Genomic DNA, 26,783 nt, shown 5'->3' on the forward strand with positions numbered 1-26,783 from the left:
ACCACCCGGCAGTGGCGGTCATCGGGGCAGGTACGCCCTGTTGGCCTTGGAGAACTCGAACCCGTTGAACCTGTCCCAGTTGATCGACCACGTCATCAGGCCGCGCAGGTTCGGGTACACGGCCCTGGGCTGGTAGGCCCCGCAGTTCGTGCCCTTCGTCAGGCAGTCCAGCGCCTTGTGCGTCTCGGCGACCGTCGTGAAGCCGCCGCCCGCGTTGACGCTCGCGGGCAGGCCGAAGGCGACCTGGTCCTGGCGGAGGCCGGGGAACACCCTGGTGGTGTCGCCGCGGACGGGGAAGCCCGCGAGGACCATGTCGGTCATCGCGACGTGGAAGTCGGCCGCCCCCATGAAGTGGTACTGGTTGTCCAGGCCCATGACCGGGCCGGAGTTGTAGTCCTGCACGTGCAGCAGGGTCAGCGAGTCGCGCAGGGCGTGGATGACGGGCAGGTACGCGCCGGTGCGGCTGTCCGCGCCGCCCTGGCCGCCGTAGAACTGGTAGCCGACCTGGACGAAGAACGTCTCGGGCGCCATGGTGAGCACGAACTTGGCGCCGTAGCGGGCCTTCAGCGTCTTGAGCGCGGAGATCAGGTTGACGATGACCGGCGTGGTCGGGTTGCGGAAGTCGGTGTCACCGGCGTTCAACGAGAGCGAGTGGCCCTCGAAGTCGACGTCGAGGCCGTCGAGGCCGTACTTGTCGATGATGGCCGAGGCGGAGCTGACGAACGCGTCGCGCGCGGCCGTCGTGGACAGCTGCACCTGGCCGTTGGCGCCGCCGATGGAGATCAGCACCTTCTTGCCCGCGGCCTGCTTGGCGCGGATGCCCGCGATGAACTCGGCCTCGGACTCGACGTTCGGGCACTCGGCGACGGGGCACTGGCTGAACCGCAGCTGGCCGGACGTGGCCGAGGTGGGTTCGGCGAAGGACAGGTTGATGATGTCCCAGTCGTCGGAGACGTCCTTCATCCTGATGTACCCGGAGCCGTTGGCGAAGCTGGCGTGCAGGTAGCCGACGAGCACCTTCTTCGGCAGGCCGGTCACCGGCGGCTGCGGGGTGGTGGTGGTCGTGGTGGTCGTGGTCGTGGTGGTCGTCGTGGTGCTGGTGGTGGTCGGCGGGGTCGTGCCGCCGGTGCACGCAGCGCCGTTGATCTTGCAGTTGGCGGGGCTCGCGGTGCCCGCGACGTTGAAGCCGAAGGTCACCGCGGCGCCGGGGGCCACGGTGCCGTTGTAGTCGCGGTTGGTGAACGTGTAGTGGCCGGAACCGTTGGTCTGCAACGAGTCCCAGTACGCGCCCACGGTGGTGCCCGCGGGCAGGTCGAACTCGACCTTCCAGCTCGACACCGTCGTGCTGGTGTCGTTCTCGACGACGAACTGGGCGGTGTAGCCCGTCTCCCAGCTCGACGTCTTGGTGAAGGTGGCCGTGACACCCGCGGCGTACGCGGGCGCGAGGCTCACCAGCACCGCGCCGAGCATCAACGTCACCACCGCCGCCACCCTGGCGGCCAGCACTCGTGACATTCGTCCTCCTAGTGGTGGCGGCCTCCAGGTGGTCTTTCCGGAATTGGACTAGACCATCTGACCACTGTCAAGGCTCGGCGCCAAAACGCCTCCGACCGAACATCCGACGTATAGGGTGCCGAAGTGCAGATCCCGTGGCGCGCTGCCCCCCGAGCCGCGCTCTCCAGCCCGCTGACCCTGCTGGTCAGCGTCGTGACGTCGCTGCTGCTGAGCTTCGTGGTGGCCGCCGCCGTCCTGCACTCCTCCGCCTCCGGCAGCGCCGCCGTCGCCTACCAGGCGGACCGGCTCTGCGACCAGCTGCTGCACCCCGGCCTGGACCAGAACACCAAGCGACCCGTTCCGCTTCAGTCGGTGAACGAGGTCATCGACATCGCGACCGAGGCCGCGGGCGGGGCCGAAGTCCTGACGGGCACCTACACCGAGGTGCGCAGGACCGACTTCGGCGGCGCCGAGACGTTCGCGAGGTTCGGCTACCGCGACGGCGCGCTCGACCGCCTCCAGGTCCTCGAAGGCGGGTCGCGCGACGGGCTGTGGGTACCGCTGAGCCTGACGAGGACCGTGGACGGCTTCCAGCTCGGGCAGCGCGGCATGGGCGGACGGCTGCCCCCGGTGACCGCGGTCTACGCCGACCTCAACGACCCGCTCGACCAGTGGTGGTGCACCGAGCGGCAGTTCGTCATCCCGAACCCGATCGACAAGAACACCGACGTGACCAGCGCCGTGGTCTGGACGCCCAGCAGGCAGGCGTTCCTCGACCTGCCGGAGAGCGTCACCGCGGGCGGCGTCGGCATGACCGTCCGCTTCCCCACCGAGACCCCGGCCACCGCGGCGCAGGCGCAGGCCCTGCTGGAGCGCGGGACCGCGGTGCTGGACCGGGCGAACCAGGGGCTGCGCCGCAACGTGGTGCTGCCGCTGGTGGTCGAGAACGCGCGGGCGACCATCGGCAACGTCCGCTCGGCGATCCTGCCGCTGACCCTGATCAGCCTGCTGATCGGGCTCGCGGGCGTCGCCACGGTGACGTCGGGCTGGGTGCAGCGCGGCCACACCGAGCTGCGGATGCTGTGGTGCCGGGGTTCCGGCCCCGCGGCGCTGGGCGGTCGGGCCGTGCTGGAACTGGGGCTGCCGCTGCTGCTGGGCGGCACCGCCGGTCTGGGCGTGGCCTGGCTGCTGCTCCCCGTCTACGCCCCGTCGACCTCGCTGGAACCCGGCACGGTGCCGACGGCCGCGGCGGCGGTCGGCGTCGCGGTGCTCGCGAGCCTGGCGGTGACGTGGCTGGTCGCCGCGTTCCGCACGCACCGCGCCTTCCAGGGCCGTCCGTCGAGCGGCCGGGCGCGGCGGGTGTTCGCCGCCGTCCCGTGGGAGCTGGCGACCGGCGCGCTGGCGTTCCTCGCCTGGCAGCGCCTGCTCGGCAGCGGCCTGTCCACGCCGCTGAAGATCGGTGGGCTGCCGCGGATCGACGCCGCCGCGCTCGCGTTCCCGCTCCTGGTCGTGCTGACCACGGCGCTGCTCGCGGCGAGGGTGTCGCGCGTGCTGCTGCGGCTGTCGCACCGGCTGTCGCTGTGGCACCTGCCCGCCGCGCAGATCGCGGTCCGCAGGCTCGCCGCGACCGCCGGTCCCGTCACGGGCGTGCTCCTGGTCGGCGTCCTGGCCATCGGCACGATCGCCGTGGGCAGCACCGTGGCGGGCGCCCAGAAGGCGTCGCTGGACGACAAGTCCGGCTTCTACACGGGCGCGAACAGCGTGGTGCAGATCAGCACGGACCTGGTCACCGGCGCGCGGGAGCTGCCCGCGGAACTGCGCGGCTCGACCACGGTCGTCGGCGTCAGCAGCCAGTACGAGCGCACGGCGCTGGTGGTCGACCCGGCGACGTTCACCGACGGCGCCTACCTCGGGTCCACCGATCCCGACGAGCTGCGCGCCAGGCTGACCGAGCCGCTGAGGATCGGCGCGACGCCGAACCGCGAGGTCCTGCTGCCGGGGCTGCCGCCGCTCAACCCCGCCGCGGGCCTCCCGTCGTTCCCCAAGATCGGCACCTCCGGGTACGTGGTGCCGATCGACCGGGTCGCCTCGGTCGAGGACGTCAACACCTGGTACCTGTGGTCGTCGAAGTCGGCGGTCGACCTGGTCCGGCCGTTGCAGGAGGCCGAGATCGGCTACCGCAACGTCGAGGAGCGCTCCAAGGCGATCTCCGGGCTGCCGTTCCTGACGATCCGGTGGACGTTCACGTTCGTCACCGCCATCGGCGGTGTGCTGGCGATCGTGGCGGCCATCGCGCTGCTGCTCGCCATCGAGGTGCGCAGGCGGCAGAACGCCGTCGCGGGCGCGCTGAGCACCCGGATGGGCATGAGCCCGGCCACGCTGCTGAGCAGCCACCTGGTCGAACTCGGCGCGCTGACCGGGCTCGCGGTCGTCGTGGGCGGCGCGGCGGGCGCGATCGGCACCGGGTTCGCCGTGCCGCGACTGGACCCCGCGCCGCGCCTCGCGCCGGGGCCCGTCCTGCCGAACCTGTTCCCGCTGTTCGCCACCACGGCGGTCGGCAGCGCGCTGGTCGTCGTGGCCGCGGCGTGGATCGCGCTGCGGGCCGCTCGGGCCGCTCGAATCGGGGAGTTGATCCGTGGCTGACCACGTCCTGAGGCTGGTGGAGGTGGGCGTCGACTACCGGACGCCCGCGGGTTCGGTGACGGCCGTGTCCGACGTGAGCCTCGACGTGCCGTCGACCGGCATCACCGTGCTGGCCGGGCCGTCGGGGTCGGGCAAGTCGACGCTGCTGCGCGTGCTGAGCCTGGTCGAGCGGCCGACGCTGGGCAACGTCGAGCTGCGCGGGGCAGGCACGGCGACGCTGTCGAACCGCGCGCGGCGGGCGTTGCGGCGCACCGACGTGGCGCTGGTGTTCCAGAACCCCGGCGACAACCTCATCGGGCACCTGACCGTCGGCGACAACCTGCGCGCGGCGGCCCAGTCCGCGGGCAGACCCGAACGGGTGGACGACCTGCTCGACCAGCTGGGCCTGCCCGGCACGGCGACCTGGAAGGTGACGGCGCTGTCCGGCGGTCAGCAGCAGCGGCTCGCGTTCGGCTGCGCGCTCGCCCGCGGCGCGACCGTGGTGCTCGCCGACGAACCGACCTCGCAGCTCGACGCCGCGTCCGCCGACCTCGTCCTGGAGACCCTCGTGGACCTGTCCCGCCGCGGCGTCCCGGTCGTGGTCGCCTCGCACGACCCGAGGCTGATCGCGCTGGCGGACACCTGCTTCACGCTCCGGGACGGGGTGCTGGCATGAGCCTGCGGGCCGAGGACGTGCACCGGTCGTTCGACCACCCGAGCGGCGCGGTGCACGTGCTGCGCGGCGTCGACCTCGCGGTGGAGCCGGGTGAGCTGGTGACGCTGTCCGGTCCGTCCGGGTCGGGCAAGAGCGCGCTGATCACCCTGCTGTGCGGGTTCGACCAGCCCGACAGGGGCACGGTCGCGGTGTGCGGGCGGTCGCTGGCCACTCCCCCGGCGTGGCGGCTGTGCGCGGTGCTGCCGCAGGCGCTGGGGCTCTCGGGCGAGCTGACCCTGTCCGAGAACATCGCGCTGCCGCTGCGCCTGGACCCCGAGCGGCGCGGTGAGCCGGTCGCCGACGCGGTGGACGGGCTGATGGCCGAACTCGGCATCGACGGGCTCGGCGACCGCTACCCGGCCGAGGTGTCGTTCGGCCAGCAGCAGCGCGCGGCGCTCGCCCGCGCCGTGATCGCCGGACCGGGGGTGCTGCTCGCCGACGAGCCGACCGCGCACCTGGACCACCGCAGCGCGCCCGCGGCCGTGCGGGTGCTGCGCCGGGCCGCGGACGCCGGGTCGGCCGTGCTGGTCGCCACCCACCACGACCTGGTGCACGAGGCGGCGGACCGCACGCTCGTCCTCGACGCGGGCCGGATTTCCGTAAAGTAGGCGCCGATGTCCCCCCTAGCGCGCCGAGCCACGGCCCTCCTCGTGGTGTTGCCCCTCATCGCCGTCCTGACGGTGGTCAGCGACCACCGCTTCGCGGCACCGCCGGGGCCCGCCCGCGACGCGCCCACGGCCATGGTGGCCATGGGCGACAGCACCATGTCCGGGGAGGGTGCGGGCAGCTACGAGCCCGGCACGGACGGTGAGAACGGCAACTGGTGCCACCGCTCGCTGCGGGCCACCATCAACAGGACGACCGTGGCGGGCATCGACAAGACGTTCAACCTGGCCTGCTCCGGCGCGAACTCCGAGCAGGTCGGGCTGACCGACAAGCTCCAGAACACCGAGCAGTCCCAGGCGAAGCGGCTCGCCGCCATCGCGCGGGTGAACCGCGTGGCGGTCATCGTGGTCGCCGTCGGCGCGAACGACGACCCCCGGTTCTCCGACGTGCTCAACCGGTGCGTGCAGGCCTGGTTCGAACGCGGCGCCGACTGCACCGCGACGCTGTCCGACGACTGGCGCGGCCGGGTCGACCGGATGGTGCCGAAGGTGGAGAGGGCGTTGCGGGACATCCGCTCGGTGATGGACGCCGAGGGCTACACGCAGCGCTCGTACTCGCTGGTCGTCCAGTCCTACGCCTCCCCCGTCGCGTCGTCGGTCCCGGCCGACCTCCAGAACCTGGCGGGCTGCCCGCTGCGCACCGCCGACATGGCGTGGGTCCGCGACACCGGCGTCGGCGTGCTGGCCAAGGGCATCCAGACCGCCGCGAACCGCGTCGACGCCCGCTACCTCGACCTCACGCGGGCGGGCGCGAAGCACGAGGCCTGCACCGGTGGCGGCAAGCCGGAGAGCGAGTGGTTCACCCGGCTGACGGTCGACTTCGACGGTCTGCGCGACCAGGACCGCGCCTCGCACGCGTTGCAGGAGTCGTTCCACCCCAACGCCCGCGGCCACGAGCAGGTCGGGCGGTGCCTGTCGGAGTTCCTCGCCACGACCGCGAAGACCGCCGCCTGCGTGGTCGACGACAAGGGCGCCCTCAAGGCAGTGGCGAACCCGACGGCCGACTGACCCGCTTCGCGAACACGAAGCGATCCGCGTCCGCCCGATAGGCGGTGGACGGCCGACCATTGAGGAACGGGCTGTGCCGAACGGCCGCGGGCGCGGCGCACACCGCGCCGGGTGGCGGTCGTGGTGGGCGACGTCCGCACCCGCGGTGAACTGCCCGAACAGGGCGACCACTCCGAGAAATGCGGAACCCCGCACACCGACCCCCATTCGGACTGAAAGTTTTCAGCGCTCCGGTACTCCTGCCGCCTTTCGTCGCAATGGCCGGCACATCGCGGCGGTTGTCGCTGTTCGCCACCCGCCCTAGCGTGTGCAACCGTTCACGGGAACCCGCACACCACGGCCTCATCGTCGCGGCCACTCCTGGTCAAGACCCCCTGAAGAGGTCGAGGTCATGCGTACCCTGCTGCTCTTCGACGGTCTCGGTGGCAACAACGACACCCTGGTCGTCGCACTTCGCGAGCTCTATTCCCGACCGGAGAACGCCGCTTACTTCCACACGGTGTTCACCGTTCTGGACGACGTCCTGAAATACATCGGAAACGATACGCGCGATGCGGTCATCCCCACCGACTTGTCGCTGAAACAATGGCTCGAATCGGAGTTCCCCGCCACCGCTCTGCGGAATTCCATCGTGGCCGGGATCTGCGTGCACGTGTGCCAGGTGTGCCACCTCCAGCCGACCGGGCCCAGCGCGGACGACGTGGTCGTGGCCGCGCTCGGGCACAGCATCGGGCTCCAGGCCGCGGTGGTGGCGGGGGTGCGGGCCCGGCGGGTGGACGAGTTCCTGGCGCTGGCAGCGAGTTCGCTCAAGCTCGTGGCGCTCAGCCTCGTGCGCGGCCACCAGCTCGACGAGACGCGCGTCGTCAGCCCCGAACTGGTGAGCCGGTACCTGGCGCGCGACGGGAAGGGGCGGACGCCGAGCCCGATGGCGGCGCTGACGGGCATGTCGCGGCACGACCTGAGCCGGGCCGTCCGGGGCCACGGGCGGGTGTCGGTGAGCCTGGTCAACTCCCCCACCACGCAGGTGCTCAGCGGGTCGACCGCGGACCTGCTCGACTTCTACTTCGCCCACGAGGACGTGTTCGCGCGGGACCGGGTGAGCTGGGCGTTCCTGTCGAACTCGATCCCGTTCCACAGCTCCGCGCTCGCTCCCGCCGCCCTCCGGGTCCGCGACGACCTCGGGTTCATCGGCCCGATGCCCGGCGCGGACGCGCTGAGGGTGCCGGTGTACGCCACCGACGCGCCCCGCGACCTGCGGCGGTCGACCGACCTGGTGCAGGAGTTCCTGGACCAGGTGCTGGTGCGGCCCATCGAGTGGGAGCTGGCGGCGGGCCACGCGATCGGCGACGCCGGGATCGAGCGCGTGGTGGATTGCGGTCCCGGCCCCGGCGCGCGCCGGTTCACCCGCGAGTGCCTGCGCGCCGACGCGCGTCCCGTGCGCTTCGAGTCCGTCCAGCAGTTCTCCCGCCGAGCCCGTTAGGAGCACCGCCATGCGTTGTCTGCTCTTCCCCGGTCAGGGCGTGCAGCGGAAGGGGATGGGGGCGGAGCTGTTCGCCCGCTTCCCGGACGCCACCGCGGTCGCCGACGAGGTCCTCGGCTACTCGATCGAGGAGCTGTGCGTCCGCGACCCCGAGCGGCGCCTGCGCGACACCCGCTACGCGCAGCCCGCCGTGTTCTTCGTCAACGCCCTCATGGGGTTGGCCGCCGAGACGGCCCACGACTGCTACGCCGGGCACAGCCTCGGCGAGTACAACGCGCTCGTCGCCGCGGGCGTGCTCGACCTGGAGGCCGGGCTGCGGCTGGTGCGGCGGCGCGCGGAGCTGATGTCGGAGGTCACCGGCGGCGGGATGTCGGCCGTGCAGGGCGTGCCGGTGGCGTTCGTGCGGCGCGCGCTGATCGAGACCGGGCTGACGGGGGTGTTCGTGGCGAACCTCAACGCCGACACGCAGACCACGATCGCGGGTGACCGCGCGGAGGTCGCGGTGGCGGCGAAGGCCATCGCCGCGCTGCCGGGCGCGCGGGTCGTGCCGATCAACGTGAGCGGCCCGTTCCACACGCCGCTGATGGCGCCCGCCGAGGCGCGGTTCCGCGAGGTGCTGGCGGGTGTCGAGTTCGGCCCCGCCCGCGCGCCCGTGGTCTCCAGCGTCACCGGCGAGCTGTTCGACGGCCCCGACCTGCTGGCCCGCCAGCTGTCGTCACCGGTCGAGTGGGTGCGCGCCGTGACGACGCTGCGCGCGGCGGGCGTGACCGCGTTCGACGAGGTCCACGGCACCACCCTGAGTTCGCTCGTCAGCAAGATCGCCTGAGGAAGGGTTTTTCGATGAACACGGACATCGCGATCGTCGGCGTCTCGGTCGACGTGCCGGGAGCCCACGACCTCGACGCGTTCTGGCGGGTCATCAGCACGGGGTCGAGCAGCGTGCGGCCGTTCCCGCCGGACCGGCGGCAGAAGCTCGACCAGTACGTCCACTACCTGCGGGCCACGACCGTCGACCCGGTGAACGAGCCGGACGTCGACTACCACAACGGGTCCTTCCTGGACACCGTGGACACGTTCGACTACGCCGCGTTCGGGATGAACCCGCGGCAGGCGACGCTGACCGACCCGCACCACCGGATGGTCATGCGGGCGATGTTCCTGGCGTTCGAGGACGCGGGCTACTCCGCGGACCGGTTGCGCGGCAGCAGGACCGGCGTGTTCGTCGGGTTCGCGGTCAACCCCGGCTCGACGTACCTGGACTACATCTGCCGGATCGACCCGACGGTGGGCCAGCAGGCGATCACCGGGAACATCCCGACGATGCTGGCGAACCGGCTGTCGCACCTGCTGGACCTGCGCGGCCCGAGCCTGGTGGTGGACACCGCGTGCTCGGCGACGCTGGTCGCGGTGCACCAGGCCAAGAACGCGCTGCTGGTGGGCGACTGCGACATGGCCGTGGTCGGCGGGGCGCGGATCGTGTTCGCGCCGGTGAAGCACCCGCACTCCAACATCGGCATCGAGTCCTCCGACGGCGTGACCCGCACGTTCGACGAGGCCGCCGACGGCACCGGGTTCGGCGAGGGGTCGGGCGCGGTCGTGCTCAAGCGCCTGGAGCGGGCGCTGGCCGACGGCGACCAGGTCTACGCGGTCCTCAAGGGCAGCGCGGTCAACCACGACGGCAACACCGAGGGCATCACCAACCCCGACTCCGACTCGCAGGCCGAACTGCTGCTGGCGGCGTGGCGCGACGCGGGTGTCGACCCGCGCAGCATCGGCTACTTCGAGGCGCACGGCACGGCGACCCGCGTCGGCGACCCGATCGAGCACGAGGGCATGAAGCGGGCCTTCGCGAAGCACACCGACGACCGCGGGTTCTGCGCGGTGGGCACGGTCAAGGCCAACGTCGGGCACCTGTTCGAGGGGTCGGGGGTGATCGGCCTGATCAAGGCGGTCGCCGTGCTGCGCAACGGGATGATCCCGCCGCAGGCCAACTTCACGACGCCGAACCCGAAGCTCGACTTCGCGTCCGGCCCGCTGTACGTCCCCACGGCGCTGAGCCCGTGGGAGTCCGAGGGTCCGCGCCGGGCCGGGGTGAGCGCGTTCGGGCTGGGCGGCACCAACGCGCACGCCGTGCTGGAGGAGCACACCGCGGCCGAGCGGCCGGAGCCGTCGGAGGGCGAGGTCCTGTTCACGCTGTCCGCCGCCACCCCGCGTTCGCTGACGTGGCTGGTGGAGCGGTACGTCCGGTTCATCGACGGCGGTGGGCTCGCCGACGTCGACATCGCCGACATCACCTACACCACCAGGGTTTCGCGCAGCTCGCACCGGCACCGCGTCGCGCTCGTCGTGTCCGGTGTGGACGATCTGCGCCGCGCCCTGGCCGAGCTGCTGGTCAACGGGCAGCCGCCGGTCACCGGTCCGCTGGCCGCCAAGGCGAAGGCGTACCTGGCGGGCGGTCCGGTCGACAGCTCCCCGCCCGCCGACCGCGCGCCCCGGATCGTGCGGCTGCCCGCCTACGCGTTCGACGAGACGCCGGCGTGGATGGAGTTCCCGGACACCTGGCGCGAGCAGCTCTCGCTCGCGGCCACCGACGAGCGCCACCCGGTGACCCACGACGTCGAGTTCCAGCCCACGCCCGCGCTCCCGGTCACCGAGGTGCCCGCGGGCGCGTCCGTGGTGGCGCTGGTCGACCCGGACACCGACGCCGAGGCGTTCCTCGCGACGGCCGAACTGGGAGCGGTGCGGGTGCTGCGGCTGGGCGCCGACTTCACCGCCGACGACTTCGACGGGATCGCCGGGCTGGTCGCCGACGAGAACGTCACGCACGTCGTGCACGCGCTCGCGTTCGAACCGGCCCCCGCCACCGACGTCGAGGAGGTGAGCAGGCGCACGACCAAGAACCTCACCAGCCTGTTCCACCTGTCCAAGGCGCTGATGGCGGCGGGCGTGAAGGTCGACCTCGCGGTGCTCACGCGGACCGCGGTCTGCGCCGAGGAGGGCGACACCACGGCCGTGACCGAGAACGCCGCGCTGGTCGGCTTCGGCAAGGTGATCGGCCGCGAGTACCCCTACATCAAGGTCAAGCACCTCGACGTGGACACGGCGGTGCCCGGCGACGCGCTGCGGGCGGAGCTGTTCTCCGCCGAGCACGGCCTGTTCGTGCTGCGCGGTTCCGCACGGTCGCGCGAGGTGTTCGTGGAGGTGCCCGAGGTCGACACCGACGGCCCCGAGACCTACCTCAGGCCCGGCGGCACCTACCTGATCACCGGCGGCACGGGCGCGCTCGGCCTGGCGGTGGCGCGGTCGTTCGCCGAGAAGCAGCCCGACACCACGCTGGTGCTGCTCAGCCGGTCGGGGATGCCGCCGCGCGAGGAGTGGGACGACCTGCTCGCGGCGGGCACGGCGACCGAGCGGATCACCGCGGTCCGCGACCTGGAGGCCGGGGGCACCAGGGTGGTCGTGCGCGCGGCCGACGCGGGTGACCCGACGGCGCTCGCGGCGGCCGTGACCGGGATCCAGCAGGACCACGGCCGCATCGACGGCATCGTGCACGCCGCCGGTCTGCCCGGTGGCGCGACGCTGATGTTCCGCCTGCCCGAGGACTTCGACGAGGTGGTGCGGGTGAAGCTGCACGGCGCGTTCGTGCTGGACGAGCTGACCCGCGCCGACCGGCCCGACTTCGTCGTGCACTTCTCGTCGGTGGCCTCGGTCTTCCCTGCTCCCGGCCAGGCGGACTACGCGGCGGGCAACTACTACCTGGACAACCTGGCCCGCTCGCGGGCGGGCGGCCCGTGCCACGTGGTCGCGCTGGACTGGGTGGCGTGGAAGGAGATCGGCATGGCGGTCGACCACGGCACCAACGGCGACACCATGTTCAAGGCCCTCCCCACCTCCGTCGGCCTCGACGTCGTGGACGCCGCCCTGCGGTCGCGCAGGCCCCGGCTGTTCGCCGGTGAGCTGAACTACCGGGGCGAGCTGATCCACCTGCTGCGCTCCTACGACGTGCCGCTGTCGGCCGACATCGACGCCAAGGTCGAGCGCGAGATGCACGCGCTGGAGGAGCGGCTGCTCAAGGCGTCGGAGAAGATCAAGGCCACCGTCGCCGCCGTGCGGGTCGAGCTGAAGGGCCGCGACACCGACGAGTACACCGACGTCGAGCGGTCGGTGGCCCAGTGCCTCGCGCTCGCGTTCGGCTACCCCGCGCTCGACGTCGAGGCCGACTTCTTCGAACTGGGCGGCGACTCCATCATGGCCGCGTCCGTGGCGAGCACGATCGCCGTCCGCCACGGCGTGCACTACGACGTCGCGGACCTGCTCGCCGACCGCACGGTCTCCGAGATCGCCTACCACGTCGAGGAACTGGCCGAGTTCGCGGAAGACGCCGCCTGATGACGGACATGACCACGGGGCCCGCGCTGCGCAGGATCGTCGGCTTCGCGCTGCCCCTCACCGCGGCCAACCTGCTCCAGCAGGGGTACGTGCTGATCGACGGCATCCTGGTCGGGCACTACGTCGGCGTCGACGGCCTCGCGGCCGTCGGCGTCGCGAGCCCGATGTTCTACCTGCTCAACGCGATGTTCATCGGCCTCGGCACGGCGTTCACCATCCGGCTCGCGCACCTGCGCGGCGCCGGGCAGGACGGTGAGCGCCGGGGCGTGGTGCTGGCGCTGGCCCTGGTCACGGCGGTGTGGTCGGCCGGGTGCGTCCTGCTGGCGACCGTGCTGGCGGAACCCGTCCTGTCGGCGATGGGGATCCACGGGCGGCTGGCGGAGGACTGCGCGCTGTTCTTCGGCACGCTGTCGCTCGGCTTCCCGGCGATGTTCGGGCTGGCCGCCGTCAGCGCCTACTTCCGGGGGCTCGGCGACTCGCGGGCGGCGATGTGGGTGCAGGGCTTCGGCAACGTGGTCAACATCGTGCTGGTCTGGTTCTTCCTGTCCGTGCTGGGCCTGGGGATCGGTGGCGCGGCGCTGGCGACGGTGCTCGCGAGCGCCGTGGCGCTGCTGGTCGGGCTCGTGGCCGCCCGGCGCCTGTACCCGTTGGGGCGCGAGCGGTCCGAGCCCGCCGTGCGGCGCGAGCTCGTGGACGCCGTGCGGCTGGGGTTCCCGTTGGCGAGCCAGCACATCATCCTCGCCGTGGGGATCATGGTGCTGGTCTGGATCATCCAGTCCTACGGGACCGTCGTGCTGGCGGCGTTCACGGTGGTGTCCCGGCTGGAGCTGTTCACCGGGATGCTGTTCCTCGACCTCTCCGGCGCGGTGACCGCGTTCGTGGCGCAGAACCTGGGCGGCGCGGACCGGGAACGCGCGCGGCGGGGGCTGGTGCAGACCGTCGGGCTGACGGTCGGGCTCACCGCGGTGGTCACCGCCGTGGTGCTGCTGGCGCGCGGCCCGATCGCCGGGCTGTTCACCGCCGACCCGGCGACGCGCGAGCTGACCGAGCGGTACATCCTGATCATCTACCCGTTCCTGGTGCTGTACACGGTGATGGTGGTGCTGCACGGGTACCTCAACGGGGCCCGCCGCACGACCGCGCCGCTGATCTGCACGCTCATCGCGTTCGTCGTCGTCCAGGTCCCGTTCGCCTACCTGCTCAACGGCCCGTTCGGCATCGACGCCGTCATGTGGGCCGTCGTCGCGGGCTGGACGGCGGGCCTGTCCTACACCGCGTACTGCCTGCGGGACGTGCTGTTCACGCGTGCCGCCGTCGAGCTGAGGGGCGTGTCGTGATCACCGAGAGCACGGTCAGGGCCGAGTTCCACGGCGGGCGCTCCCGCGTCGGCCCGTTGACGTGGGGCCAGCGGGGCACCTGGGACGGCATCCACCAGTGGCTGCCGGAGGTGAAGCCGTTCTTCGTGCTGACCCGGTGGCTGCCCGTCCCGCTGCCGCTGTCGGTCGGCGACGTGCTGGAGCAGATCAGCGAACTGCTGCTGAGGCACGAGTCGCTGCGCACCCTGTTCCACGCGTCGGCGCGCGGGGACGCCACGCAGGAGGTGCTGGCCTCCGGCGCGGTCGACGTGACCCTGTTCGACCGGCCCGCCGACGACCCGGTCGACTTCACCAGCATCGTGACCGACTGCCTGGTGCGGGCCGGTGCCACGGCGTTCGCGCACGACGAGGAGCTGCCGATCCGGATCTCCCTGGCGCTGCACGAGGGCATCCCCGTGCTGGTCGTGCTCGGCGTCTCCCACCTGGCCGCCGACCACAGCGGCACCGAGCTGCTCGTCGCCGAGCTGGCGGCCATGCTCCGGGCCCGCGCCGACGGGGAGCCCGTGCCCGCGGCCAGGCCGTCGGTGCAGCCGGTGGACCTGGCCACCCGGCAGAACTCGCCGGACGGCCAGCTGCTCAACGTCGAGGCGATGCGGTACCTGCGGGAGCACGCGGCGCGGATGCCGTCGCCCGCGCCCGCGCGGGCCGTCGCGCTGGAGCCGAGGTTCGTGCGCGGCGAGATCGAGTCCGGCGCGCTGCCCGTGGCGGTCCGGGCGGCGGCCCGACGGCTGCGCACGAGCACGTCCGTCGTGCTGCTGTCGATCACCACCGGTCTGCTCCGCTGCTTCTGCCCCGGCCCGGCCTACCGGCTGGACGTCATGCAGGGCAACCGGTTGGAGCCGGACCTGTTCACGGCGGTGACGACGCTCAACCAGGCCGTGAAGACCGTGGTGGACCTGGACGCCGCGGACTTCGACGAGGTGCTGCGCCGGTCGGCCGCGACGATGGCCGCGGCCAAGCGCCACGCCCGCTACGACGGCCGGTTGGCCGCGGAGGTGCTCCGCGGGGTCGACCTGCCACCGGGCTGCCAGGTCAACGACATGTGGTCCACCCTGCCCCGCACGCGCGCGACGTCCACCGAGGCGACCACGCTCGCGTGGCCGGAGCGGACCGCCCACGAGGACATGGCTCTGTACCTGGACACCGGGGGTGCGCCGGAGCGGATGCGGCTGTCGCTGATGGCCGACACCGCGCTGCTGCCGCCCGACGGCATCCGCGCGTTCCTGTTCGCGTTCGAGCGGCTCGCGGAGGAGCTGGCGGTCGGGGACGTGCCGCTGGAGCGGTTCGGGGAGGTGTTCGCCGGGGCGGCGGTCTAGGGCCGCAGTTCGTCGTCCAGCACCGCGTAGACCAGCTCCTCGCCCCACTCGCCCTTGAAGATGTCGCTGTGGCGGAAGTGCGCCTCCTTGCGCATCCCGAGGCGCTCCATGAGCCTGATCGACGCGGTGTTGCGGCCGTCGCAGCGGCCGATGATCCGGTGCAGCCCGAGGTGGGTGAAACCCAGCCGCAGCGCCACCAGCGCCGCCTCGGTCGCGTACCCGTGACCACCGTGGTCGGGGTGGAAGACGAAGCCGAACTCGCCCTGCCGCCACTCCTCGTGCAGCCACTCGACGTGCACCTCGCCGATCACCTGGCCGGTGTCGCGCCGCTGCACGGCCAGCGTGCACGACTCCCCCACCGCCGTCGGCCACGGCACGGCGACCTTGGCCTCCAGCGCGACGCGGCTCTCCTCGCGGGTCCGCGCCGACCAGTACAGGTAGCGCGCCACCTCCGGCAGCGACTGCCAGGCGTGCACGGCGTCGAGGTCGTCCATCGTGAAAGGACGCAGCACCAGCCGTTCGGTCGTGATCGGGAAGTCGGGTCTGGCCACCCCCGCACACTACTAAGCTGCCGCGAATGCCGATCGACTTCTCCGACCACGACCCCTCCTGGCCCGCCGAGGCCGCGCGCCGCATGGCCGAACTGCGGCCCCTGTTCCCGATCGTCGAGCACGTCGGCAGCACCGCGGTCCCCGGTCTCGCCGCGAAACCCGTGATCGACCTGATGGTGTCCACACCGGACCTGGCCGCGGTGCTGGCCGACGAGAGCGCACTCACCGCGCTGGGCTACGTGCGCGAGGAGACGGGGATGCGCGACCGGCTGTTCTACGGCCGCGACACCGACGGCGTCCGCACCCACCACCTCCACGTCATCCCGGCCGAGAACTGGGACACCCGCAACGAACGCCTGCTCCGCGACCACCTCCTCGCCCACCCCGAGGCCGCCGCGGAGTACGGCGAGCTGAAGCGCGGTCTCGCGGCGACGGAGTCGGACGGGCTGGCGTACACGAAGGGCAAGACGGCGCTGATCCAGCGGCTGGTGGACCGGGAGCGCGAGGCGCGCGGGCTGCCGCCGAGCGACGTCTGGGAGGACTGAGCGGCGGGTGGGAACGGGTCCGCCGGGTCGTGCGGAGCACGGCGGGCGACGCACGGCGCCGTCGCCGCGGCACCGGCCCGGTGCGGTGACGGTGACCTGGTGGACGGAGCCCGGCCGCTGGGTTCCGGGATCGGCGGGGTGAGCGGCCCACCTCGGCGGCCCCTTCACCGCAGGAGCCGGGAACCCTAGCCTGGGGCGGTGCACACCAGCGAAGAACACCTCCTCCGACGGGCGATCGGCCTGGCCCGCGCGGCACGGGACGCGGGCGACCCGCCGTTCGGCTCGCTGCTCGCGGCGGCCGACGGGACCGTGCTGGCCGAGGACCGCAACACCGTCCTGTCCGACGGCGACATCACCGCGCACCCGGAGCTGAAGCTGGCCCGGTGGGCGGCGCGCGAGCTGGACCCGGCCACGGCGGCGGCCACCACGATGTTCACGAGCTGCCAGCCGTGCGGGATGTGCGCGGGGGCGATCGACCGGTCCGGGCTGGGCCGGGTCGTCTTCGCGCTGTCGACCGAGCAGCTCCTGGCGCTCAAGCCCGGCGGCGGGTTCCCCGGCTTCCGCCAGGAGGGTCCCGCGCTCCTCGACGAGGCGTCGGCCGTGGTGGACGGCTTCTACACCTAGTCCGCGGGCTGCGTCGTCCGCGCGGCGGGCGCCCAGCGCACCCCGCGGTGCGCCCCGGCCAGCTGCACCTGGTCGCGGCCGAGGCGTTTCGCCTCGTACAGGGCGGCGTCGGCCGCGGCCAGCACACCCTCCACGGTGTCCTCGTCGACCTCCGGCCAGATGGCCACGCCGATGCTGACGCCGAGCCCGGTCACGGAGCCGCCCCGGCCGTCGTCGATCCCCAGGCCGAACACCCTGGCCCGGATGCGTTCCGCGATGGCCAGGGCCTCGGCGCGTTCGACCATCGGCAGCAGGACGGCGAACTCCTCGCCGCCGAACCGGCCCACCGAGTCACCGCGGCGGACGGCGCCGGACAGCGTCGAGGCGATCTCGCGCAGCACCTCGTCGCCGACCTGGTGGCCGTAGCGGTCGTTGATGTCCTTGAAGTGGTCGACGTCGATCATGAACAGGCCGGTGGTCGCCGGGGTCTGCTGGTCGCGGGAGCGCTGGAGTTCCAGCCTGGCCCTGAGGTGCCACGCCTCGGCGTTGAGCAGTCCGGTCTTGTTGTCGGTGCGGGCGGCCAGTTCGAGCTGGTGGATGAGCACCGTGCGGTGCAGGGCGACGGCCGCGACGACCATCGGCAGCGCGAAACCGGGCCACCAGGCCACGGCCAGCGCCACGAACGCGCCCAGCGCCAGCTGGCCCACCTCCAGGAGGTTGTCGGCCGCGCTGCCCACGGCCTCGCCGATCCGGCGCAGCCTGACGGTGATGGCGATGACGATCCCGACCAGCAGCGAGTTCACGCCCCACTGGGCGGCGGCGGCGCCGACGATGCCGACCAGGTCGCCAGGGCCGGACGGGGCGCCCGCCAGCAGGTGCTCGCGCAGACCGGAGACGTGCGCGACGCCGTTCGCCGCCAGTGCGGCGAGCACCATCATGGCGACGGTGAACACGCAGCGGTGCGGCGGCCTCGACGCGTCCCACCGGCCGACCACCCACCACCGGTGCAGGTAGATCGAGACGACCAGCAGCACGGTGGGCAGCGGCGGCAGGACCAGCGCGCCCGCGAAGATCCAGATGCTGCACAGGTCGACGTGCGGGAGGCGGCTGTGGTCGCGGCGGATGCGCTCGATCCAGCGCGAGCAGTGCAGGTGGGCGAACGCGCAGGCGGCCAGCACGGCCGCGACGAGCCACGACCGGGCCTCCACCGGCCCCTGACCGGTCAGGAATACCGCTACTGCCGCACCCGTGTCCACCAGTAGCACGTAGGCCAACGCCCGTGCGGGCAGGGACCATAGTGACCAGCGCGTGACGCGCCGGGAACCGCAGGCTCCAGCCGGAGCGTCCGCGCGATGTCCCATGCCCTTGCCACCTCACGACGCGGTAACCCTGGCGGCGACCAGGACCGGACGGACCGTCACGGTAATCGTGACCAGGGGCGATGTCAGCCGCTGCCGGGGTGACACGACGCCGGAGGAGGTGCTGACCGTGCGCGACAAGATCTGGTGATCCACCCTCCGCTTCCAGCCGTACGCCCAGGTGAGCGAGAGGAGGTGGACCGACGTGCGCGACAAGATCTGGTGAAGCGGTCAACCATCGGTAGTCGTCACCCCGGCCGACACACGCGACCACGAGGTGGCCGCGGCGAGCGCGAGCACCGTTCCCGCGGCCCCCGCGGCGGCGATCGACCCCGCGATCGAGCCGCTCCACTGCGCCACGAGCCCACCACCGGCCACGCCGAGCCCCTGCGCGGCGACCAGGCTGGTGCGGGCGAACCCGAGCGCCTGCCCCCGGTGCTGGTCGGGGACCAGGCGGACGAACGTCGCACCCGCCGTGACCTGGTAGGCGCTGAACAGCCCGGACAGCGCCAGCAGCGCCACGGCGACCCCGAACCCCGGCGACGCGAGGTAGCCGACCAGCGGCAGCGAGGTGCCGACGGCGAGCACGCCCAGCAGCCGCACCCGTGCGGCCGACGGCACGAACCGCAGCAGCAGCGTGCCCACGACCATGCCGACCGGGTCGGCCGCCAGCAGGACGCCCACCCCCGCCGCCCCGGTGCCGACGTGCTCGGAGAACGGGGCGGCGAGCCCCTCCGGGACGACGCTGAACGCGGCCAGGCAGCCTAGCGCGACCAGCACGCGGAGCCTGCGGTCGTGCCACACGAGGCCCGCGCCCGCCCTGACCCGCGTGAACCACGGGTCCGCGGCGCGTCCGCTCGGCGGCGGTGTCAGCGAGGCCGGACGGGTCCGCAGGCCGAACCGCAGCAGTGCCGCGGACAGCGCGAACGTGACGGCGTCGACCGCGAGCGCGCCGGACGTGCCGAGGCCCGCGACCACGAGCCCGCCGCCCGCGAACCCGAGCAGCAGGCCGACCTGGTGGGTGATCAGGTGGATCGACTGTCCCGCCTCGTAGCGGCGGTCGCCCAGCACCAGCGGCAGCAGCGCGCCCTGGGCGGCGGCGAACGGCGGCTCCGCCAGCTGCACGAGCACCAGCAGGGCCGCCACCAGCGGCAGCGGAGTGCCGGGCAGGGCCATCACGGCCACCAGCGCGGCCCGCACCAGATCGCTGCACACCATCACCGTGCGGCGCGGGTAGCGGTCGGCGAGACCGGTGAGCAGCACACCGGACAGCAGGCCCGGCAGCATCGTGAGCGCGTAGGTCAGCGCGGTCCACGCCGGTGAGCCGGTCCGCTGGAACACCAGGACCGACAGCGCGAGCCGGGCGAGCTGGTCGCCGACGACCGACGCCAGCGACGCGCACCAGAGCACCCGGAACTCCGCGACGCCGAAGGCCGCTCGAAACCCGCTCCCGGCGTCCGCGCGCATGGTCATCACCGTGGCAGACCTGATCACGGCGATCCACCAGTTCACATGCATGAAACTGAATCAGGTTGTTGAACTTGTGGTCTGGACCGTTTACCTTCTGATCACGCCGCTGCCCACGGGGCGACCAAGCCCACGACGGAAGGTTCCCCCCGCCACCTGGCGCAGCGCGTGCGACTTCTCCCCCGAGGGCGGCAGCCACACCATCCAGCAGTCGGTGAACCGGTCCACCGGGCAGATCACCGTCTGGTACGACGGCAGGCAGGTGCTGTCGACCAGCCACGACGCTCTGACCCTCAGGTCCGAACCGGGGTCCTGGCCAGCACCCGGTCCAGGACCCCGGCCAGGAACCGCGCCGGGTCCGGACTCGGGGTCGTGGCCCGCATCGCGACGATCCCGTCCGGACGGACGAGCAGGGCCCCGTCGGCGGGCAGCCACGGGACCGTGACGCGGTGGGCCGGGAGGCCGACCTCCGCCGCCGCGGCGAGCCAGGGTTCACCCGCCAGCAGGGTCCAGCGGGACGCGACCAGGTCGAGGGTGGAGACCCCGTCGATCCACGCGTGCGGCACCCGCGACCCCGGCGACCCGTCCAGCGCGGCGGCCAGGTCCACCGTGGACGGCAGTTCCGGGCGGGGGTCGACGACGGCGGCCGAGTCGTAGCGCTGCCCCAGGTGCACGACCGGGGACGCCCAGACCCCCGCCGCCTCCCTGGCCGCGTCGGCCTCCGGACCGCGGCCCCAGTGCAGGTTCGGGTCGGCCAGCCGGCGCATCGCCTGGTCCAGCGTCGCCGCGGCGACCGGTTCGCGTTCGTGCGCGTAGGTGTCGAGCAGCCCGGCGCCCGCCTCGCCGCGGTGGACGGCGGCCAGCTTCCACGCCAGGTTGTGCGCGTCGGCGACCCCGGTGTTGAGGCCGAACGCGCCCAGGGGCGACACGGTGTGCGCGGCGTCGCCGACGAGGAACACGCGGCCGGCGGTGAAGCGGTCGGCCAGGGCGCTGCGGGGGCGCCACGAGAGCACGCTGCGCACCTCGACGTCGAGGTCGGGGTCGCCGACCGCCGTCCGGACGACGGCGGCGCAGCGCTCGTGGGTGAAGTCCTCGGGGCGTTCGCCCGCGTTGACGTGGAAGACCCAGTTCGCCTCACCGTCCACGGTGGCCAGCAGGCCGGGCGCGTCCGGCGTGGTGATCGTGCAGGTGGCGAAGGACGTGCCGCGCAGGTGGGGCCGCAGGTCGGCGCGGAACAAGATGTTGATCATCGACTTGCCCAGGTCGCCCGGCCCGGACGTGCCGACGCCGAGCGCGGTCCGGACGGGGCTGTGCGTGCCGTCTGCGGCGACCACGTGGGCGCAGCGCAGCGAGTAGCGGCCGTCCGGCCCCTCCAGTTCGACGTCGACCCCGTCGGCGTCCTGCGCGATGCCGACCAGCCGCGTCGACCAGCGCAGGTCCGCCCCGCGCCGCGCCAGGTGGTCCGCCACGACGGCGTCGAGCCGGTCCTGCGCGCACACGCCGCGCAGCCGGAACGGCGTCACGTCCGGTTCGTCGGCGGACGGGGTCGGCATCGGCACGGTCACGACGTCGCCCGCGCCCATCTCGACCACGGTCCGCGCCACCGCCTTCCCCACCCCTCCCCGGAGGTCGACCGCGACCGCGTCGACGGCCGCGTCGAGCCCGAGTTCGCGCAGGACCTCGACCGTGCGCGGGCCGATGCCGGTGGCGCGCGGGTGGACCGACGGCCCCGGCCGCCGCTCGACGAGCACCGCGCGGACGCCGTGGTGGACCAGCAGCGCCGCGGTGAGCAGCCCGACGCTCCCCCCTCCGATCACCACCACTTCTGGATACGCTGTTTCCGTCATGGATACACCGTATCCAGAAGGTAGGATCCGGGTCAACGGAGGAGAGGACCAGCCCCGATGACCGACCCCGCGCCCCACTCGGTGTGGACCCGACCGCGCCCGGAACCCCGCCGCCGCGCGCCGGGCGTGGACCAGTTCGTCACCGCCGCCCTGGCGGTCGCCGACGCGGAGGGCCTGGCGGCCGTGTCGATGCGACGCGTAGCAGGCGACCTGGGCTCGGGCACGGCCTCGCTCTACCGCTACATCACCAACCGCGACGAGCTGCTGGACCTCATGGTCGACGCGGCCCAGGGCGAAACCCCGCTCCCCGAACCGACCCGCGACTGGCGCACCGACCTGGCGGCCGTGGCCCACGCACTGCGCGCGACCCTGCTCCGCCACCCGTGGCTCGCGGGCGAGTTGGCGGGCAGACCCTCACTGGGCCCCAACGCACTCCGGCGGTCGGAGGCCGCACTGCGCGCGGCAGCCGCACTCACCCCCGACGCCACCCTGTCGTCGCAAGCGGTCCGCGCCGTGCACGCCTACGTGCTCGGCTCGGTCGCCACCCAGCAGGCCGACCGCGGCGCCGAGCACCGCACGGGCCTGACCGAGGACGAGTGGCGACGCAGCCTCGGCCCGTACGTCGACGAGGTCATCGCAGCGGGCGACCACCCCCTGCTGGCCCGCCACGTGCTGGAAGCCGAGGACCTGACCCCGGACGCGGAGTTCACCTTCGGCCTGGACTGCCTCCTGGACGGCCTCGCCGCCCGCCTGCGCCGCTGAACCGACGGCCCCGAAACACCTCGGGCCTCGCTGACGGCCCCGTCCCCGCGCGGGACCGGTCAGCTCGATCGTGCGGGTCACCGCCGGTTCGGTGTCCGGACGCGGCTCGGGTTCGGGGTAGATCGGGACGCGCAGTTCGCCGCGGAGGTCGTCCAGTTCGCTCGCGCCTTCGGCGAGGACGTGGTCGGCGAAGGCGGTGCGCACGGGGGACCGTACCGACCTCCCGTCGTCGCGGACGAACGGTCCGGCCCCCCTGGCCCGCACGTCGTCCACGTGCGAGCACCCGGACCAGCGACCGTCAGGCCTTCACGCCCTCGCTCCGACCGGCGCCGAACTCGTTCGCCACGAGACCGCGGACGAGGTCGACCACCTCCGGCGACGCCTTCTCCACCGAACCGCTGTCGTACGGCGGCTCGGGGTCGTACTCGATCGCCAGCTGGACGCCCTGGGCGAACACGTCACCCCACAGGATCCCGGCCAGGGTCAGCGCCATGTCGATGCCCGCCGACACCCCGGCGCCGGTGATCACCGAGCCGTCGCGCACGACCCGATCGGTGCTCACCTCCGCTCCCAACGACGCCAACAGGTCACGCAGCGCCCAGTGCGTGGTGGCGCGCTTCCCCTCCAGCACTCCCGCCGAGGCCAGCAGCGTCGACCCGGTGCAGACCGACGTCGTCCAGGTCGCGGTCGGGTGGACCTTGCGGAGCCAGGCGGCGACCGTGCCCTCCGCCAGCACCTCGTACGGTTCGCCGCCGGGAACGACGATCACGTCCGCGCGGTCGAGGGTGTCGAAGGTCGTGGTCGGGACGATGCGCATCGCGGAACCGGCCGGCACCGGGTCGAGGGTGGCGGCGACGAAGTGCGAGGTCACGTCGGGTCCGGGCGAGAGGACGTCGTAGGGGCCGACCAGGTCCAGCGCGGTCATGTTGGGGTAGAGCACGAAAGCGATGTCCACTGCGTTCTCCTCAGCAGGTGGTGCGGAAGCGGGACCGGTAGCCGCCGGGCGACACGCCGATCACGCGGTGGAAGGCCCTCCTGAGCGTTTCGGGCGAGCCGAAGCCGCTGCGGCGGGCGACGACGTCGAGCGCCTCGTCGCCGGAGTCGAGCAGTTCGGTGGCGAACTCGACGCGAGCGCGTTCGACGTACCGCGCGGGTGGCAGGCCCACCTCGCGCGGGAACACCCGCGCCAGGTGGCGGGCGCTCATGGCGGCGCGGTCGGCCATGTCGGAGACCGTCCACGACGCCGCCGGGTCGGCCGCGATGTCGTCCAGCAGCACCCGCAGGCCCTCGGAGCGGACCGCGGGCACGCGGGAGCGGACGCTGAACTGCGACTGCCCGCCCGGCCGCTGGAGGAACACCACCAGCCAGCGGGCGATCTCGCGGGCCACGTCCTGGCCGTGGTCGTCGGCGACGAGCGCCAGCGACAGGTCGATCCCGGCCGTCACGCCCGCCGACGTGGTGATCCGGCCGTGCCGCACGAAGATCGCGTCCGGCACCACCTCGACCTCCGGGTGCCGTCGGGCGAGTTCGCGGCAGAACGCCCAGTGCGTGGTGGCCCGGCAGCCGTCGAGGACACCGGCCGCGGCGAGCAGACCGGCGCCGGTGCACACCGCGGCGACGCGGCGGGCGGTCCCCGCGAGCCTGGTGACGTGACCGATGAGGACCGCGTCGTCGACCGCGGCCCACGAGCCGAAGCCGCCGACGACCAGCAGCGTGTCGACCGGGCCGTCGATGTCGGCCAGGTCCTCCGTCAGCAGCTGGAGACCCGCCGTGGCCCGCATGGGGCCGCCGCCGACCGTGGCCACGCGGACCCGGTAGTCCGCGCCCGTGGCCCACCGCGCCCCCTCGAACACCTCCACCGGTCCGGCGACGTCCAGCAACGCCACGTCGGCGTAGCCGACCACCACCACATCCCGCACACCTCCACTGTGCTGGCCCGATCCGAGGGCGGCAACGACACGTGGCCCTCGGATCCCGCCATCACCGCACGCCCGCGGCCACCGCCGCCCGCACCGCCGCGGGCAGGCCGTCGGTCCACGGCTCACCGTGGCCGGGGTGCACCGAGCGGACGTCGTGCTCCTCCAGCGCCCGCAGCGACTCCAGCGCCGCGCGGCCGTCGTGGGTGAACGCCCGGCACAGCAGCGTCGGCCCGACGTGGCCGACCATCTCGTCGCGGGTGACGAGCGCGTCGCCGGTGAAGGCGTGCTCGGGGAACACGAACACCGTGCTGCCGTGGGTGTGGCCGGGTGTGTGCACGGCCAGCGGGCGGCCGGGCACGTCGTCGAGCCTGCCGTCGGCGAAGAGGACCGGCTCCGCGACCGGCCGGGTGCGCAGGGCGCCGAGCCGCAGCAGGTGCAGCGGCGTCCGCAGTCCGCTCGGCCTGCGCAGCGCGTAGCCGACGATCGACTTCTCCGGGCGCGCGTCGGCGGCGGGCTTCAGGGGCGCGGCGGCCAGCGCGGCCTCGGCCTCGTGCACGTGGACGCGCGCGCCCGCCTCGGTCCGCAGCCGCTCGGCGAGCCCGATGTGGTCCGGGTGCCCGTGGGTCACGAGGACGTCGGTGATGTCCGGGGGCGCGCACCCGAGCCGGTCCAGGTCGGCCAGGAAGCCCTTCCAGTGGCCCGGCAGACCGGCGTCGACCAGCACCAGGCCCTCGCCGGTGTCGACGAGGTAGAAGTTGACCAGCCCGTCACCGAGGCGGTGCACCACGCTCATCGTTCGGTCTCCCTCGTCGTCGACGACCGGTATCTCCGCATGATCTTGCCCGCGTGCGCCGCGCCGACGTACCGTGGCACCGCTTGATCGCAGTGACTCGCTCGCAAGGGTGCCGCCGCCGGTCCTTTTCCGCGTACGAGGAGATCGGCATGCGCACAATCAGCACCGGCTGGCGAGCGGCCGTCGGCGCGGCCACCGTGGTGGCCACCCTGACCGCAACGACCGGCGCCGCGACCGCGGCCCCGGCGTCCACGGCCACGCTCACGATCGACACGGCCCACCCGGCGGGGCGGCTGGCGTCCGACTTCGTCGGGCTGTCGTTCGAGATGAGGGAACTCGGCATCGGCAACCTCGACGCCGCGAAGGGCAACGCCGCCGCCCTGTTCAAGACGCTGGGCCGCGGCAACGTCCGCATCTCCGGCAACACCCTGGACCGCGACACCCTGTGGGTGCCGCGGGGTCAGCAGCCGCCGAACCCGTTGCCGGGGTGGGTGAACGACGTCGTCACCCCGACCGACGTCGAGCGGCTGGACAGGTTCCTGTCGGTCACCGGCTGGACCACCATGGTCGGCATCAACCTGGGACGCTGGGACGCGGCGCTGGGCGAGGACCAGGCCAGGTCGATGGCGTCGATCCTGGGCCGCAAGCTCGTCGCCGCCCAGTGCGGCAACGAGCCGGACCAGTGGGTGGGCAAGGGTTTCCGGCCCGCCGGGTACGCCTACGCCGACTACCGGGAGGACTGGGAGACGTGCGCCGCCGCGGTCGGCGGCACCCGCGTCGCCGGTCCCGACACCGCGGGCACCTCGTCGACGTGGGCGGCCTCGCTCGCCGCGGACGAGAAGGACCGGATGTCCATGCTCACCGTGCACCAGTACAGCTCGGGCCCGGACGCCACGATCGCGAAGCTGCTGTCCCCGACGACCGTGACCGACCAGCTCAGGTCCGTGTCGAAGAACCTGGAGGCGGCCAGGGCCAACGGGCTGGCGTTCCGGGTCGACGAGGCCAACTCCGCCTACGGCGGCGGGGTCGACGGCGTGAGCAACACCTACGCGTCGGCGTTGTGGGGCCTGGACTACAGCCTGTCGATGGCGCAGGCCGGTGTGGACGGCATCAACGTCCACGGTGGACTCGGCGTGTGCAACGAGCCGATCTGGAACGGCAAGTTCCAGCGCTACACTCCGATCTGCGCCGCGACCGCGGCCGACGAGCAGGCCAAGGTGTACAAGGCGATGCCGATCTACTACGGCCTGTGGATGGCGCGGCAGATGGGGTCCGGCAGGTTCCTGCCGCTCACCCTGTCGACCGACCGCAACGTCACCGCGTACGCCGTGAAGGGCGACGACGGCCGCACCCGCGTCGCCGTGGTGCAGAAGGACGAGACCACCGCGGCCCCCGTGCACCTCGACATCGCCGTGGACGGCCGGGCGCGCGGCGCCGAGGTGCTGCGCCTGACCGGTGACAGCCTGGGGACCGAGGCGACGGCCGTGCAGGGCGCCACCGTCGACCGCCGGGGCCACCTGAAGCCGAAGCGCGCGGAGCGGCTGCGCGTCCGCGACGGCAAGCTCGGCGTCGACGTGGCGGCGGGCAGCGCCGTGGTCATCACGCTCGACGGCTGCTGACCGACCGGTGGGCGGCCTCGACCCGAGACCGCCCACCGAGGTCCACGCCCTACAGCAGGGCGTCGAACTCCGCGCCGCCGATCTGCCCACCGTCGCCGTCGCGCCAGTCCCGCGACCGCCGCTCACGCCGTTCCTGCTCGCGCGCGATCCAGTCGGACCCCTCCGCGGCCACGGCTTCCAGGATGTTCAGCGCGCCCGCGATGCCCGAGGTGAGCAGCGCGATCCTCACCAGTTCCGACTCCTGCTCCACGTCG

The 26,783-nt window shown here is 73.0% G+C and carries 22 protein-coding genes; 13 read left to right on the forward strand and 9 right to left on the reverse strand.

Annotation, left to right across the window (positions count from 1 at the left end):
* Positions 1–18: 18 nt before the first annotated feature.
* The gene (locus tag AC156L_RS23700; protein WP_330880785.1) at positions 19–1,515 is read right to left on the reverse strand and encodes a chitinase; all 1,497 of its coding nucleotides are present in this window, start codon (positions 1,513–1,515) and stop codon (positions 19–21) included.
* Between the two features lie 123 nt (positions 1,516–1,638).
* On the opposite strand from AC156L_RS23700, the gene AC156L_RS23705 reads away from it, so the two are divergent.
* The 9 genes from AC156L_RS23705 to AC156L_RS23745 all read left to right on the forward strand — a co-directional run bounded on the left by AC156L_RS23705 (position 1,639) and on the right by AC156L_RS23745 (position 15,065).
* Positions 1,639–4,137, forward strand: coding sequence for an ABC transporter permease (locus AC156L_RS23705; RefSeq protein WP_330880783.1), 2,499 nt, complete (start codon positions 1,639–1,641; stop codon positions 4,135–4,137).
* Positions 4,130–4,792, forward strand: a complete 663-nt coding sequence (locus tag AC156L_RS23710; RefSeq protein WP_330880781.1) for an ABC transporter ATP-binding protein — start codon at positions 4,130–4,132, stop codon at positions 4,790–4,792. Before AC156L_RS23705 ends, AC156L_RS23710 begins: the two co-directional genes overlap by 8 nt.
* Positions 4,789–5,439, forward strand: a complete 651-nt coding sequence (locus AC156L_RS23715; RefSeq protein ID WP_330880779.1) for an ABC transporter ATP-binding protein — start codon at positions 4,789–4,791, stop codon at positions 5,437–5,439. Before AC156L_RS23710 ends, AC156L_RS23715 begins: the two co-directional genes overlap by 4 nt.
* Positions 5,440–5,445: 6 nt before the next feature.
* A complete protein-coding gene (locus tag AC156L_RS23720) occupies positions 5,446–6,504 on the forward strand; it encodes a GDSL-type esterase/lipase family protein (RefSeq protein WP_330880777.1) in 1,059 nt (352 codons plus the stop codon).
* Positions 6,505–6,895: 391 nt separating this feature from the next.
* Positions 6,896–7,984, forward strand: a complete 1,089-nt coding sequence (locus tag AC156L_RS23725) for a hypothetical protein (protein WP_330880775.1) — start codon at positions 6,896–6,898, stop codon at positions 7,982–7,984.
* 10 nt (positions 7,985–7,994) lie between these two features.
* On the forward strand, positions 7,995–8,810 hold the full coding sequence (locus AC156L_RS23730; RefSeq protein ID WP_330880773.1) for an ACP S-malonyltransferase: 816 nt from the start codon (positions 7,995–7,997) through the stop codon (positions 8,808–8,810).
* A 14-nt stretch (positions 8,811–8,824) separates the two neighbouring features.
* Entirely contained in the window at positions 8,825–12,373 is a 3,549-nt protein-coding gene (locus AC156L_RS23735; RefSeq protein ID WP_330880771.1) for an SDR family NAD(P)-dependent oxidoreductase, read from the forward strand.
* Positions 12,374–12,381: 8 nt separating this feature from the next.
* The gene (locus AC156L_RS23740; protein WP_330880769.1) at positions 12,382–13,710 is read left to right on the forward strand and encodes an MATE family efflux transporter; all 1,329 of its coding nucleotides are present in this window, start codon (positions 12,382–12,384) and stop codon (positions 13,708–13,710) included.
* Complete coding sequence (locus tag AC156L_RS23745) at positions 13,707–15,065, forward strand: condensation domain-containing protein (RefSeq protein WP_330880767.1); 1,359 nt, start codon at positions 13,707–13,709, stop codon at positions 15,063–15,065. The genes AC156L_RS23740 and AC156L_RS23745 overlap by 4 nt, the downstream gene beginning before the upstream one ends.
* On the opposite strand, the gene AC156L_RS23750 is transcribed toward AC156L_RS23745, so the two are convergent.
* Positions 15,062–15,616, reverse strand: a complete 555-nt coding sequence (locus AC156L_RS23750; protein ID WP_330880765.1) for a GNAT family N-acetyltransferase — start codon at positions 15,614–15,616, stop codon at positions 15,062–15,064. The two genes, AC156L_RS23745 and AC156L_RS23750, sit on opposite strands and share 4 nt — an antisense overlap.
* 26 nt (positions 15,617–15,642) lie before the next feature.
* On the opposite strand from AC156L_RS23750, the gene AC156L_RS23755 reads away from it, so the two are divergent.
* Complete coding sequence (locus AC156L_RS23755; RefSeq protein ID WP_330880763.1) at positions 15,643–16,161, forward strand: GrpB family protein; 519 nt, start codon at positions 15,643–15,645, stop codon at positions 16,159–16,161.
* A gap of 198 nt (positions 16,162–16,359) precedes the next feature.
* Entirely contained in the window at positions 16,360–16,785 is a 426-nt protein-coding gene (locus tag AC156L_RS23760; protein WP_330880761.1) for a nucleoside deaminase, read from the forward strand.
* Here AC156L_RS23760 and AC156L_RS23765 read toward each other — a convergent pair.
* The 3 genes from AC156L_RS23765 to AC156L_RS23775 all read right to left on the reverse strand — a co-directional run bounded on the left by AC156L_RS23765 (position 16,782) and on the right by AC156L_RS23775 (position 21,436).
* A complete protein-coding gene (locus AC156L_RS23765; protein WP_330880759.1) occupies positions 16,782–18,020 on the reverse strand; it encodes a GGDEF domain-containing protein in 1,239 nt (412 codons plus the stop codon). The genes AC156L_RS23760 and AC156L_RS23765 overlap by 4 nt on opposite strands.
* A 333-nt stretch (positions 18,021–18,353) precedes the next feature.
* The gene (locus AC156L_RS23770; protein WP_330880889.1) at positions 18,354–19,595 is read right to left on the reverse strand and encodes an MFS transporter; all 1,242 of its coding nucleotides are present in this window, start codon (positions 19,593–19,595) and stop codon (positions 18,354–18,356) included.
* A 287-nt stretch (positions 19,596–19,882) separates the two neighbouring features.
* Entirely contained in the window at positions 19,883–21,436 is a 1,554-nt protein-coding gene (locus AC156L_RS23775; RefSeq protein WP_330880757.1) for an FAD-dependent monooxygenase, read from the reverse strand.
* A gap of 57 nt (positions 21,437–21,493) precedes the next feature.
* Between AC156L_RS23775 and AC156L_RS23780 the strand changes: the two genes are divergently transcribed.
* The gene (locus AC156L_RS23780; protein ID WP_330880756.1) at positions 21,494–22,198 is read left to right on the forward strand and encodes a TetR/AcrR family transcriptional regulator; all 705 of its coding nucleotides are present in this window, start codon (positions 21,494–21,496) and stop codon (positions 22,196–22,198) included.
* A gap of 298 nt (positions 22,199–22,496) precedes the next feature.
* Here AC156L_RS23780 and AC156L_RS23785 read toward each other — a convergent pair whose 3' ends face one another.
* From AC156L_RS23785 to AC156L_RS23795, 3 genes are all read right to left on the reverse strand, one after another.
* On the reverse strand, positions 22,497–23,153 hold the full coding sequence (locus AC156L_RS23785; RefSeq protein WP_330880754.1) for a DJ-1/PfpI family protein: 657 nt from the start codon (positions 23,151–23,153) through the stop codon (positions 22,497–22,499).
* A 10-nt stretch (positions 23,154–23,163) separates the two neighbouring features.
* A complete protein-coding gene (locus tag AC156L_RS23790; protein WP_330880752.1) occupies positions 23,164–24,117 on the reverse strand; it encodes a GlxA family transcriptional regulator in 954 nt (317 codons plus the stop codon).
* A 61-nt stretch (positions 24,118–24,178) separates the two neighbouring features.
* Positions 24,179–24,910, reverse strand: a complete 732-nt coding sequence (locus AC156L_RS23795; RefSeq protein ID WP_330880750.1) for an MBL fold metallo-hydrolase — start codon at positions 24,908–24,910, stop codon at positions 24,179–24,181.
* 149 nt (positions 24,911–25,059) lie between these two features.
* On the opposite strand from AC156L_RS23795, the gene AC156L_RS23800 reads away from it, so the two are divergent.
* A complete protein-coding gene (locus AC156L_RS23800; protein WP_330880748.1) occupies positions 25,060–26,529 on the forward strand; it encodes a glycosyl hydrolase family 79 C-terminal domain-containing protein in 1,470 nt (489 codons plus the stop codon).
* A gap of 49 nt (positions 26,530–26,578) precedes the next feature.
* Here AC156L_RS23800 and AC156L_RS23805 read toward each other — a convergent pair.
* Positions 26,579–26,783: hypothetical protein (locus AC156L_RS23805; protein WP_484407274.1), on the reverse strand; the 205-nt coding region annotated here is incomplete at its 5' end.

The organism is Umezawaea sp., from assembly GCF_057122925.1.